Genomic DNA, 13,043 nt, shown 5'->3' with positions numbered 1-13,043 from the left:
CAATAAATTACTGATTTAAGGATTTTCCCATGAAAAAAGTTCTCGTTGTCGGTTGCGGTGGATCCGGAGCCAAAACTCTTGCTTATATGATGGATCAACTGAAGACGACCCTTGCAGATAGTCTTCCCGACCGTTACCCAAACCCAAAGGAAGCTAAACTTCCTGGCGCATGGCAGTTCGTTTCTGTGGATGTTCCGACATCACCAGAAAGCCCTGGCCCAAACCTGCCGAATGTTCCAGAAGCAGGCGGACGCTATATCTCCTGTGGTTCCTCGGATCGTTACGCCACAGTAGATACCGCCGTTTCCAACCAGCTCGCTAGCCGTGGCGCACTTGGTGGTGTTTCTTCCTGGGCGCTGCGAAACCCAGATTCTGAAACTACTCCAATCAGTAAAGGTGCAGGCCAGTACCGTTCCATCGGTCGTATGCTTATCCTGAGCCGATTGCAGGAAATTCAGGCTGAATTACGTAAATCATGGGATGTCCTTTTTAGTGGTGAAACCGAGCGCGAACTAGCTGATCTCCGTTCCGCTCTCTATGGAACTTCTGTATCCAGTGGTGAAACCTCCAAGGAACAGCCGATCATCTTCGTGGTCTCCTCGATGGCCGGCGGCGCTGGCGCATCCATGGCTCTGGATATCTGTCGGCTCCTGACCGGCCTGGAAGGCAATGCGGTTGGCCTGAGCTCCTTGTTCATGGTGACCCCAGATATTTTCTCTCAGCTTTCCCCAGACCAGGTTGCTGGCACAAACCCAAATGCCCTCGCGATGTTTGCAGAACTCGCAGCAGCCCAAATGGGTGCAGCTTCTGAGGAAGATTCCCGTCTATTTAATGCACTCGGCGTAGCCGTAGGCGATGATTCCATCCCAGTGGGACGCATCTTCCCAGTGGGTATTCGCTCAGGTGAAAACGGCGCGTTGCTGGGCGATGGAAAACCAGACACCGTTTATCGTGCCTTGGGCCGTGGCCTTGCAGCACTGATGGCTGATGAAGTCTCCATGGATAACTTTGAGCAGTTTACCCTCGGCAACCGTGGCGGCGGCAGCGCTGACCAAAGCAAATATGCCTGGGGCGCCCAAGAAGCTAAAAATATTCCATGGGGCAGCTATGGCTACTCGCAGCTTTCCATGGGACGTGATCGCTATGCAGAATACGCAGCACAGCGACTGGCACGATCAGCCGTGGACCGCTTGCTGAAGGGACATTTCGATCCAAGCAATGACGCAGCATCTGACCAGCAACTCCAAAAGCGCCTAGAGAACAACCTGCCATCCTTGATGGGAAATCTCCAGGATGTCCTCCCCATTAATCAGCCAGCGGGAGATTGGATTTTCCAGGGCTTCAATCAGATGATTGAGCACTGGACACAGCGTATAAAGGGTGCTCTTAAAGAGCAGATTCCTGCTGCTAATGGTAAGCGCGGAAACGAATGGATCAGCGATGTCCAACGTGCCTTCCAAGGAAGCAGCCACCAAATCGATCACGATTCTCGCCATGAGCTGTATCAAGGTGTCGCTGACTGGGCTGGTGCAGAAAACCTACAGCGTAGAGTAATTGAACTTATCCGAGATGAGACTGCCAAGTTTGGCGTTCCTTATGGCATGAGCGTGCTTGAAGCCCTCAGCGCTATTATCCAGAATCAGCTCATCGGCAACCTCGCAGTGCTAGCCGGAAGCCGCGCTGCAGAAGCCGTGCAACTCGATGAAACCAGCCGCGGAGAATTGGAAAATAGCAAGGGCAGAATCGATGATTCTGAAAGTTACATCCAAGAGATCGTGTCCCGTTCCACCTCTCAGCTTCACACCCGCGCTGTGCAATACATCGCTGAACACATGGCTGATGTCCTAGATGACTTCATTAAAAACTTCATCCACCCACTCCAGCGCACCATCCAACGTGAGCACCACTCTTTGGAGAAGGATTACCAGCTCACCAACGACATCAACCTGGGTATCTCCCAACTCAAGACCAACGTTCCAGCGCTGTGGCCAGATGAATCACAAACCACCGTTCCACAACGCTTCAGTCAGGCAGCTAATGAAGTCTTCCTGACCGATGTGGACTCTTTCCCAGGCCAATTCCAGGCACATGTCCGCTCATCCACCGATGACATCAACGAACAAAATGACTACACGAGCGCACTGCAAGAAGCATCCACTCGCGTTGTCAGCGGTGTCTGGGAATCCAAGTCAGGCTCAGAAAAAGCCCCACGAGATCTCATCCGCCTCATCGATGTCTGGGTTGCCCGCGACCTGACCCGGGATCCATCCGGTTCTGGCAGTCTCCGTGATCCAAAGCAAGCTCGCTTCGAACTCAAAATTGACACTGGCGAAGTACTCGAACGCTCCCGCCAATACATCCGCCGCCCAGGTTTTGGCTTCCAACAGTTCATCTCTAGCTCCCTGCGTGAATTCATCACCGCGCCGGGCTTGGCAGAACACGAACGCCGCGCACGTCGTCAGCAGGTGCTCAGTAAATTCAGCGAAGCGATGACTTATGCATTGCCTTTGGCACAGATCAACCCACAGTTGGTGCGTGCACTTTATGGCGATGAAGTGCGCTACAACTTCAACTTCTCGCGCATTCCATTTGCTGGTGATGAACTAGGATCCAGCCTGGAGCAGGCCGTTCGTGATTACCCGAACCACCGCCCCGCAGATATCACCAAACCATTGGGTAAAGCCCTGGTTTCTCAAGGTGAGGAACGCTCGATTGATATCTTCGGTTCTTACCCGAACTACGCTCCAATCGTGTTTGAATCCCTCTTGCCTCCGATTGAGAAGCAGTGGCGCCAGATCACTGGTGATCGCACGGAATTCTGGCATGGACGCCGTACCCGACCACTGACTGCGGCTTTGCCAATGACTGACCTCGAGCGAAATGCCATGGTGAAAGGTTGGTACATCGGTCGCCTGGTCGGACGAGTATTCTTCCCAGCAACACTGGACACTGCGGATACCACTCCAGTGCAGATTTACGATGAGAAATCCGATTCGTGGATCAACTTCGCGACCCCAATGCTCACCCCAGTCTCTCGTTTCCGTGGAAGCCTGGATTGGCTTCCAAACTTGTTGGAATCAGCATCTTTGGCATGGGCGCGCGCCGGTGAGCGTCCTGTCTTTGACTCTGTCGAGCCTTACATCCAGCTTCGCCAACTGTGGGATGATGCTGCGAGCCCATCTTTGCCAGGCAGGACCACTCGTGGTGAAAAGCTGCTGCATCAATGGCTTTTCGACGGCGAGCGCAAGGCCGGCAACGTCCTCCAGATTCCAGGAACCGAAGCTGGTGTAACCCCGGCTGCACGTCTCGAGGCTGCGAAGAGCTTCTTGCAGCGCCAAAACGAAATCTCGCAAAACTACGTCCCAAGCGACAAACTTCGCCAGGGCCGTCTATTCACTACAGCTGACCGACCTTTCGGCGATGTCAAAGACCGTGAACTAGCAGCACAAATTCCAGTGTTTGCTGATCTTGCTGCCGATGTTTTTGATGGAACGCAGGAAATTATTGACATCCTGGAAAAGTGCCTCGCAGCAGGACCTCCATCAGCACAGGTCTTTGATATGAACGTGGCTCGCCGTGACGTTTCCCCAGGACCGTCCCTTCCTGGTGAAGGTGAGTTTTAAATGTCTGCTTCTTATTCGCCGGACACCATTTTGACGGTGTTCCTCGGGCGAGGATTGATGTCGGAAGGAATCCGACAAACCCTGGAGGATTTCACCGCGACTGGATTGATTCGAAATCTGGTGTGGATTGATGCAGACAGCTTTCATGAGTCGGCTTCTGAAGTCACTCATTTAGAGGTCAACCATGAAGGCCATCCGGAACTACAAAGACGTCCGTTTAATGAGCTGGTATCGCGGTCACGTACCACGAGGCTGCACCTTGGCGTGATTAACGTTATTGATGGCGATGACGGCATGCTTCACGCTAGGGATCTCACCTCATTGATCGAGATTATTGACAGTGTGTGCTCACACCATCAGATTCACCGATCCAACGTGATGATTGGTGCTGTTGCAGCACCGCTAGAAACGGATTTGCCGATTCTGCGTGGTTACACGAACCTGATGTTGGCACCAGAGGATAGCCAAAGCCCTGGAACTGCAACCGTTACGTACCGCCACGGATATACCGATCATCGTTTTATCCTGCACTGCGTGGCAAATATCGCTAGTTTGTACGGATTGTGGGAGGGGAGTACCTCTGCACCGATCGAACAACTGGTGCCTGCGAAAGGCTCTAGTTTCCGTCTAGTGAGATCTTTCTACAGGCGTATTGATGGACAAGCAGTCCAAACTCACCTGAAAGAAAAGATTCTTAGCACTGCTGAAAACCCTTTGCCTCGCCTAGATATTCCAGGTAAGGAAAGAACGGCACAGTACGCAGAGAATTCTCATTCTTTTGCGCAAAAAGCAGCGCAAGAAATTCTGGATCAGTTTAGATTGCCATTGATCGGCGAAGAGATCACGGCGCATGTCCAGAAAACAAAAGTGATGAGCAGCAGCAACACTGTGCGCCAGTTCGTTGGAACCTGGTTCAAGAAGATGGTGACTACTCCTAAACGATTTGTCACTGAACTTTCTGCAGAATCTCGAACTCTGGCTGAAGATGCCCTGCAAGCCAGCATCTATGGCAAGACTGGCTCTGTAGTCAGAGTTGGTAGCCGAGTTGATATGGCTGGCCAAGGTGAAAGTAGCCAACAAAAGGCTCTTTATTCTGAAGATCTGAAGATCAAATATGCGGCAGATCTTCAAGACCTGTGGACAGCTTATTCAAATACGGCTATGACCTTGTTGGATGCGCAACCCCGACTAATTGCGTACGGCGATCATGGTGTGAGAACACCTGCTGTGGTGCACACCGGACAATCACCACGAGTAGTTGTTGCACGACGTATCTCTGATGTGATTCCTGGACCGGAAACCAATTACGGTGAAGGGCTTCCGGTTGAAGTAAAAGTCGCGGTCGATGTCGGTGAGGTGCCACCCTACGACGTTGAAGGCGTCGCAGAGTTTGAGCGTCGATTAGCAAGGGAAAGCGATCGCGGGCAGCGCGGAATGGGCCAAGTTATTGGTGAATTCAAACGCTGGCAAGAGCAAAACTCCCGCAGTTTCGCGTTTTTCGTCGGTTCTGGTTTGCAAGGCATGCGCCGAGAACTGGAAACACAAGAACAGCACTGGAACCAGGAGCTGCAACGGCTTGCAGAACAAGGTAAAACCTCCGTGGGATCAGGGCTAGGATCCCGCATTTTCCGGTGGCTGGGCTGGGTGACCTTCTGGTCCGCAGCAGCCTTTGGAGCGTGGTGGGCAGCAGAGTTCTACCTAGCTGATTCTCCGCTGGAAGTCAGCCCGTGGGCCGCCACCTTCGCAGCCACCGAAACCTCATTTAAATGGAAGTTTTTTGGATTTTGGTTTGGTCTCTGGCTGATCTGGTGGATTTTACAATGCGTTTTTGAAACCCGAGATGAACTCCGTTTCATTCACCTCCGGAGAGATTTGGTCTCTGAGGTAGAGGCTGCGCAGAAGAATATTGCGATTGCGCAGCAGGGACAAGATCGGATCCGAGTGGGCTATCAACAGTTCCTCTCTATTTCCAAGATCATGGGCATCCTGCTTGAACGCCCATTTGGAAATATTGATCGGGACCGGAGAGAATCCCTCATCCCACGGAACTCTATGCCAGATTCTGTGATGTTTGCTGAAGCTATTTCAGACTCTGATGCAGTGGAAAAACTTACGCGCAAGTACCGCCGAGACCTTTATAAACAAGGCTGGCTGGGACAAAACGTAGGTGAAGCGCTCGATGAGGCTTCCGCTATGTTGGCCACTGAGACTGGAAATAATGTCAATGCGCATACTCTTTTCGGCAGCACCGGTGAAGGATCCTATGGAGATTTGGCGCGTTTATCTGATTTCCTGACTGAGGAAAAGTTCCGGGAAAAAGATCGCAGCGTATCGATCTGGGACAACATCACTGTGAAGCTTTCTCAAGAAAGCGAAGAATTCCGCTCCCAGATCCTTGATTCTCTCCAGATCTATCGCGGAGGCGAAAAAGTGGATGCGCCGTACCAGCAGTCGCTCAAAGACTTGGTATTTGTGGGCTTCTTTAACAGCGAAGTCGCCAGTGAAAAAGGCCGGGTCAAAGGCATGCTCAACTTGGATTCAGAATTGTGCATGTATCAGCCTCAAGAAAATGAATCAGATGCTATCGGCATCAGTGAAGTACTCCTTCAGATCAGTGATCCTGCAGAGGAATCAGATATTTCCTTCATCAGGCCCGCACAGGACACCTTCGATTCATCTTTGCTCGAGCGGATGCCTACCAGTGAAGAATTCCGTCTAGATGAGCCGGCCAATTCGCCGTTCTTGAACCACGGTAATCAGACAAGACAGCGTCCGGAACTACCAGGTACGGGAGAGTTTTAATGGCTAGCGAATACCAAATTCTCAGTGCGTTTAAGACGTGGCGAGATATTGCTCGTACAAAATTTAGCGTAGATCAGTTGCCTACCGATGAAGAACTACTGGCTGCAGCTGAGAATCTTGATCAGCTCAAACCTGGCGGAGACTATCCTGCATTGCAAGTATGGGCGACTGCTCTTCGACGGGTAGTAGGTTTTGTTCAGGTAGGCACCGTTCATATTATCGAACATGGAACTGATGCTGCGATGTTTTCTCCTGATTTGGATTTTGACCAGGATCCGATTCCTGATGCAGAGATTCTGAAAGACGAACCTGTTTCGACATATTATCCAGAGGTTATTGAAGCACCAGTTCCTGAATTTGATCTAGAGCCGGAACCAGAACCAGAGTCTGTGCCTGTGTCTGTGCAGGAAATTGTGGCAGCAGCTGAGCCTGAAGAGACTCCACCTCGTGAAAGGCGCCGCCGACGAGCAGGTTCTCACAGACCAGAACCTGCCAGCCTGCAGCCTGTAGACAACAACATTCGAAATTGGCAGGACTATGAGTTTGCCCGCTTAGATGGTTTCGCAGAGGTTGTTCGGGTACCTGGTGGTTATCTACGAGTAACTATTAATCCCACAAATGGCCTCGACGTGGAATGGGATGTTTCCGCGTCCACTAACTATGGAGTGCGGGTTTTCCGCATCGTCAGTGATGAGATGGAGTTCGAACGAGATCCTAATCTTGGCGAACACCGAGTGAGCACTGTGGGCAATCAGTGGCTAGATATTGAACCTCTCACCACTGCTTACCGCATGTATCAGGTGTGGATGTATGAGGGATCTACAGAATCTGCAGCTGTAAATGCCCAGCCACAATTGGTAGGGGAAACGGTGTTTATTAACCCGGTTTCCAATATTGAGCTATCGGTAGCTGGCTCAGAAGTTAAGGGACAGTGGGCTCCTGCAGAACATACTCATCGGGTTGCTGTTTATGCAGCACCAAGCAATGAGCGTTTGGTTACTGCCTCTCGAAATGAGATCGCCTCCGATAAAAACAACTTCCAAGGCTTCCGATTCCACCCTCAGCACCGTGGCCGTGAATACAAGTTTGTGGCCCGACGTTTTGTGGAGATCAAGGGACAAATGATTGGCTCCGCGCCGTCAGAAGAATTTGTTATTGATGTACCAGCCGAAGTCGTTGAGGTTCCCATTGCGATTGAAGAGCGTTTCGATGGCTTCAGCACCAGTTTTGATGTGACATGGGATGCTCCCCACTCTGGAGAAGTATGGATCTACCGTACTTTGGAAGCGCCAGAAAGCGATCTTCGTTTCAACGCAGTAGAAACTGAGCAGTTGGAAAGTTTTGGTCTGGCAAGACGCGACTGGGCCAATGATTTGGAAGACACTAAGACGTCTTGTCGTGTGATCTGGCCTGAAAATTGGTATTCCATTTTCATCACTCCCGTGAATGTGGTGGGTAACCAAGCTCAAGTGGGCCAGACTTATTCACGAGTTCGGGTAGGCGAGATTAGCCGTCCCAAGCTGTATGAACGTGTGAATAATCAGCTGTTGACCTTCGGCTGGCCAGAAGAAGCACATGAGGTGACGGCGGTATTTGGCGAGCCTGGCACTGGGCACACCATAGGACCAACCGCTGATACTCCGGGTTCGAGTTTGGTCTCCATCCATAGGGAAGCCTATGAGGAAGAGGGAGGCATGCGAGTCAAGCTTCCGGGCGCAGGTGATGTTGCACTATTTGCTTCCAGAGTTTATGAAGGACGCCAGATTTGGGGCGAACCAGAAATCCTCAATTACCGAGGATTAGATAAGTTCAGCTACCAGCTGCACCAGGAAAATGGTCGCTTGTTCCTTGCTATCTACAGTGAGCGACCAAATAACCAGTTCCATCAGTTCTCTTTGAGGATTCACTCTTCTCGTCTTCCATTGGAACCAGAAGACGGCAATGAAGTGATGACGAGGAAAATTAGCAATGATGGCAGCAGGCATCATCCTGAAGATCTCCTTGCAGGAATTAGTTCTTCAGCATTGCGTTCAGAAAAAGAACAAGTAGTTGAATACTGGGAGATTGATCCCAAAATTGCGGGTCTGCCGTCGACAAGCTTTTTGCGTCTTTTTATCCACCAAGAAGAAACCGCAGGTTTCCACCTGAAAGCTTTGATCGACCCTGCGCCCGCATCGCTGATTTTAGGAACATGGATTGGCTAAGGACGTGGAACCAGCGGCCATGAGATGGATCCATATTACCTACGGTTCCTTCAGAGGAACTGCAGGTAGAGGCGGATGGAAAGTAGGTTCTTGGTCTGCGCAAGCAACCAAGGAAGACCTACAGCTGATCGCAGAAGTAGCCCCTACCCATATTGAAACGGTCACAGCATTCGATGACTTCATCACATCTGAAGAAATTGATGCGCTTCCGCGGAGGTTTGAGTACCGTCCGATGCTCAATCGAGCTTTGATTATGCAATCGGTTCCTGCCGGAAAAGATGCAACTGGGCGACCAGGAAATATCTTTACGCATGCCGTGATTGATGCAGATCTGGGCAGCCCACTGGAATCCATCTACCCGATTTCTTTCTATCGATCTGCTGATCTGCTCAGCCCATTTCGAGTTGCTGCAGTCAACGAAGCAGAACTTTCAGCAGATCTTGGGGAACCCCGAACTGGTCCGATGGCTGACCTCTCCTTGTCTTGGATGATGGTAGACAGCATGTTTGGCAACCGGCGCCAGACGTTCTATCAGCTGCAAGATGCACTGCAGACAGGAGAAAGGGCAGTTGTTCTTGTCTTGAACAACACTAATGAAGCGGCCTATTGGATCCAGGCATTATCTTCTACGCTCACTCCGAATGAAGCTCGCAGGCTTCTGCATTATTCAACTTTTGAACGCGCCGCTACTCTGCCAACCCCCAATAAGTCGGGTGAAGCGTGCTCTTTATTTATCGTGCCTGGAAATGATCGAGCGCTGCTGGCAGAGAAACCTGGAATTGTGATCATAGATCCAGAGAAACCAGTGGAGCAAAAAGCTGAGCCCAAGGGATCATGGGCTCGGATGACTGCTGCTCTTTATACCGATGGCTTTGACCCTGATGAGATAGTTGCAGGGTTAATCCGTGCTAATGAGAAATTGGATAGCTCACAGGCTGAACTCGCAAGATTCGGAGATGGATTGGCACGCTTTACGCGTAGCGAGTTCGCCTCAGATAAACATCCTGTGCGTGTGATTGCTGATCAGCACCTTTTTGGCACAACTACAGCACAGCCAGCTAGGGCAGCGGAGCCAGTAGAAGAGCAGCCAAGTACCAACGAAATTCTGGCTCATGCTTCTGCGGTAATTCATACTCCTCGGCATGCAGTTGAATCACAAGACTGGATCAGTTTGCGCCGGATGGCAGGCAGCCGGAGATGGATCAGCAATATGTCAGAGCAAGCCATTAATAGTATTGAAAAGCTCCACGATTCACCTGCAACGGAATTGGTCGCCTATTTGGATTTCCTCCTGAAAACAGAGCTAGCCACCAGCATTAATGCTGCTGACTCCCATTTCCGAAGCAGCTTTTCAGATTTCCCAGCGATGAATAATTGGCGTCGGATCAAGTTCACCGGTGGGGAGCACCCCAAGCTGAAAGAGCTGTTAGTAGACGCAGAACGCGATGCGCGGAATAGACCCGCTGCGGAGCTCATCCTGGATCAGATCATGCAGAATTTAAATAAAGATAGAACTTTGGACGATGTCTCTGCATGGATTAATGGGGCTGAAGGCAAACGATTAGTTGCAGGTATCAACCAAGGCCTACCAGTCCGAACTGGTAGAAATTATTTCTTGAGTGATCTGCTCCGCGTGTATTTCGGAGTAGCAGTCAATAGCGATGACGATGTTTACCAAGCTCTCACCAAGTTGGCTAAGGACTCTGCGACTCGCTATGTGGAATCACGACTGCAAACAGGAAGAAGTGCAACCCTAAGGACATTTGAGAAGTTCGGGGAAAATTTCGCCAGGAGTGAGGCACCTGAATTTCTCAGCACAAGCAGCGAGATTGATTACTACATTGAAGTTCTTAAACGGGACGCAATCAATACAAGAGTGTCTCGAAACAATGACGTCAACACCATTTTTAACACGGTAGCCCAAGCTATTATCAGAGCTGTCGGCCGAAGGAACAGTGGAAAGGAACTGCAGCTATGAACGTGATTCGGCTGGATTCTAACCAGACCTATGATGTGCCTCGTGAGGGGTTTTCTGCGCGTTTGGAATTCGATGTTAGCGGAGGCCAAGGTTTCCGAGTGGAGGTTCCCTCTACAGAGAGTAATCGGCGCGGTAATACCTGGTGGATCCGCAACCCACAGGGCACTACTGAAGTAACTGTATTTCCAGATAGTGCGCGTAGTGAGTTCCTTTCTGGAACCAAGCTGTATGTTTCTGTTGTCATCCAGGAAGCTGGCCGACAAGAGACTACTTTGCAATTACCTACCTATCCCATGGGTGGCTTGCGCTCCATTCCTGTCCTTAATATTTTCCCAGGTGAAGAGACAATCCGCCTACAAGCCGGAGATGTCAGCAACGACAGCTCTTTGGATACCGAAGCCTCCGGTATTCGCTCTTCCCTGGGGCGCTCCATAGATAAAGACGGCTCTACGGATATTGCCCGGGCAAATGTCACGATTCTGGTGGATAAAACAGCATCAATGAAGTTCAGCACAAGCCGTGACACCTTTGATACCATGTGCTCTTTTGCTGCTGGTGTGTTGTCAGTGGTCAGTTCTGGACGATCTATCAATCTGATGACTAGTAGCTCTTCTGATCCTCGGGTACGTATAGAAAACCCTGAGGAGATCAGCACATTATCCGATCGATTTACGCCAGTGAGAGAAGTCGGTTGGAATTCTGATTTAGGGCAAATCTCGCCAGAGGACGCAGTCGTGGTTATTTCCGATGATATTCCCGCAGAGATATTGAAATTATCCAACAGAGTGCATGTGCTCAGTTCTCGGAAGCCACTCGTAGAGCATGGAACCAGCACAACTTATTTTGATCCTTCGCTCATCAACGCCATCAAGAATCATGATCAGCGTTTACTTGCTGGCCCTGTGCGCCAGATGTTTGATGCATTGACAGGTTCTATACAACGAGAGGATCCTCAAGCATGACCACCCCTGATCTTCAAGAACCAACCTCTGGAGTACTTCCCACAAGGTGTCCTTTCACCTTCAAAGAACTACCAAATCCAGAAGCAACATCATCACCTTTTGTTGATGCCACTTCCCAAGATGCGACTCTGCCAGATGGTTGGCAGAATTCTGGAACCTTAACCATCGCCATGGCAGGCGATCGGTCTTCCGGCAAGAGCATGTACATCGCTGTGATTGTGAAGCTGCTACGCAAACTTGTAGTTGCTAATGGTGGATCTTTCTTATTCGCAGATGAGCACACTCGACGGATCTACCAAGAGAAGTATGAAAAACCGCTCTTTGAGCAGATGGGACTTCTACCACCGACTCCTCCAGCTTCTGCCCCGGATGCGCACCAGCAGCGCCCCCTCATTTTCGATATTTCTACATCGAATCACCCAGAGCAACGACTGTTCTTAGTGTTCCGAGATGTTGCAGGCGAAGATCTCCAAGAAGAAAGCTTTTCCGATCGTGAGTCAGATTTGGAATTTTTCCAGAACGCGGATCGCATTCTTTTCCTCTTTGACCCGATGTCTGTCCCACGTATTAGGCAGATGCTAGAAGGTTCTGTACCTACCCATGAGGTGGATACTGACGGACCAATGGTGGTGTTAAGAAACGTACTTCGAGTGCTGGGCGCAGAACACCGCCCGAAAATTGCTCTGTGTATGTCTAAATTCGACACGATGCAGCAGCTAGCTGACGTAAACCAAGATCACCTGCACTACACAGGATCCAATATGGTCAATTGGCAGCGTGTGATGAGCAACTTCGGCGCGACCTTCCGCAGGGATAGTGCTCCGCTGGATGAACCTTTTGATCGAACTGCCAGTGAGATCCTTGATCTAGAGATTCGTAGTATGTTGCAGTGTCTGGATGCAACGCACCTGCTTAATCAATTCAACCAACCTTTGGCTGGCGGGGATCCTTATCCATTCCAATCATTTGCAGTATCTCCTTTGGGTGCGAGTCCTGAAGGTGACCGGATTAACCGCAGCGGCATTGCACCATTTCGTTGCCTTGACCCACTGAGAGAGCTCTTCTCTGAGATTGGGCTGTTGGAGGGGCTAGATACTCCGACAACGCTGCGTGCACCAATTAACCGAGGTGCATCTCTAGGATTAGCTGCTGGTAATAATGCAATAAACGGCGCAGTTTCTAGCGAAGAGCAGGAAGTTGTGCAGCAAGAAGAACCGAAGAAGCGTGGATTTTGGAGGTGGTTCAAGTGAATTTTCAGTCTTCAGAAGGTGTAAAGCTTGATGCTGTTCGTGCTGAGGAAGAGTATGAGGCTCAGCGTCAGGAGAAACGTCGTGCACGCAATCGATCGACAATTGCGTGGGTTGGCTCAGGCATCCTAGTCGTTGTAATCATTACGCTTCTGATGGTGCTTTTCTGGACTCTTTACTAAAACTACTAGGAGAGTCTTTTAGGAGATGTAGATCTTAAAGAGCCT

Annotated in this window: 7 protein-coding genes; all 7 read left to right on the top strand. The window is 50.4% G+C overall.

Annotation, left to right across the window (positions count from 1 at the left end; genetic code table 11):
* The first annotated feature begins 29 nt into the window (after positions 1-29).
* Genes ccrud_RS12295 through ccrud_RS12265 form a run of 7 tightly spaced genes read left to right on the top strand, consistent with a single transcriptional unit; the run spans position 30 to position 12,998 of the window.
* Positions 30-3,623 (top strand): tubulin-like doman-containing protein, encoded by a 3,594-nt coding sequence (locus ccrud_RS12295; RefSeq protein WP_066568237.1) that lies wholly within the window; start codon positions 30-32, stop codon positions 3,621-3,623.
* Entirely contained in the window at positions 3,624-6,425 is a 2,802-nt protein-coding gene (locus ccrud_RS12290) for a hypothetical protein (protein ID WP_066568230.1), read from the top strand.
* Positions 6,425-8,629, top strand: coding sequence for a SaeA-related protein (locus ccrud_RS12285; RefSeq protein WP_066568228.1), 2,205 nt, complete (start codon positions 6,425-6,427; stop codon positions 8,627-8,629). Before ccrud_RS12290 ends, ccrud_RS12285 begins: the two co-directional genes overlap by 1 nt.
* Entirely contained in the window at positions 8,622-10,607 is a 1,986-nt protein-coding gene (locus tag ccrud_RS12280) for a GAP1-N2 domain-containing protein (RefSeq protein WP_245670272.1), read from the top strand. Before ccrud_RS12285 ends, ccrud_RS12280 begins: the two co-directional genes overlap by 8 nt.
* The gene (locus ccrud_RS12275; RefSeq protein ID WP_066568226.1) at positions 10,604-11,569 is read left to right on the top strand and encodes a hypothetical protein; all 966 of its coding nucleotides are present in this window, start codon (positions 10,604-10,606) and stop codon (positions 11,567-11,569) included. The genes ccrud_RS12280 and ccrud_RS12275 overlap by 4 nt, the downstream gene beginning before the upstream one ends.
* Positions 11,566-12,819 (top strand): TRAFAC clade GTPase domain-containing protein, encoded by a 1,254-nt coding sequence (locus tag ccrud_RS12270; RefSeq protein ID WP_245670270.1) that lies wholly within the window; start codon positions 11,566-11,568, stop codon positions 12,817-12,819. Before ccrud_RS12275 ends, ccrud_RS12270 begins: the two co-directional genes overlap by 4 nt.
* Complete coding sequence (locus ccrud_RS12265) at positions 12,816-12,998, top strand: hypothetical protein (RefSeq protein ID WP_066568225.1); 183 nt, start codon at positions 12,816-12,818, stop codon at positions 12,996-12,998. The genes ccrud_RS12270 and ccrud_RS12265 overlap by 4 nt, the downstream gene beginning before the upstream one ends.
* Positions 12,999-13,043: the final 45 nt, after the last annotated feature.

Source organism: Corynebacterium crudilactis, from assembly GCF_001643015.1.
Taxonomy (GTDB): Bacteria; Actinomycetota; Actinomycetes; order Mycobacteriales; family Mycobacteriaceae; genus Corynebacterium; species Corynebacterium crudilactis.
This window is presented reverse-complemented; position numbering and strand designations above follow the sequence as displayed.

Bases quoted from the DNA above. Each gene is read 5' to 3' on its own strand.
- ccrud_RS12295 (WP_066568237.1), top strand. From the start codon at position 30: ATGAAAAAAGTTCTCGTTGTCGGTTGCGGTGGATCCGGAGCCAAAACT.
- ccrud_RS12290 (WP_066568230.1), top strand. From the start codon at position 3,624: ATGTCTGCTTCTTATTCGCCGGACACCATTTTGACGGTGTTCCTCGGG.
- ccrud_RS12285 (WP_066568228.1), top strand. From the start codon at position 6,425: ATGGCTAGCGAATACCAAATTCTCAGTGCGTTTAAGACGTGGCGAGAT.
- ccrud_RS12275 (WP_066568226.1), top strand. From the start codon at position 10,604: ATGAACGTGATTCGGCTGGATTCTAACCAGACCTATGATGTGCCTCGT.
- ccrud_RS12270 (WP_245670270.1), top strand. From the start codon at position 11,566: ATGACCACCCCTGATCTTCAAGAACCAACCTCTGGAGTACTTCCCACA.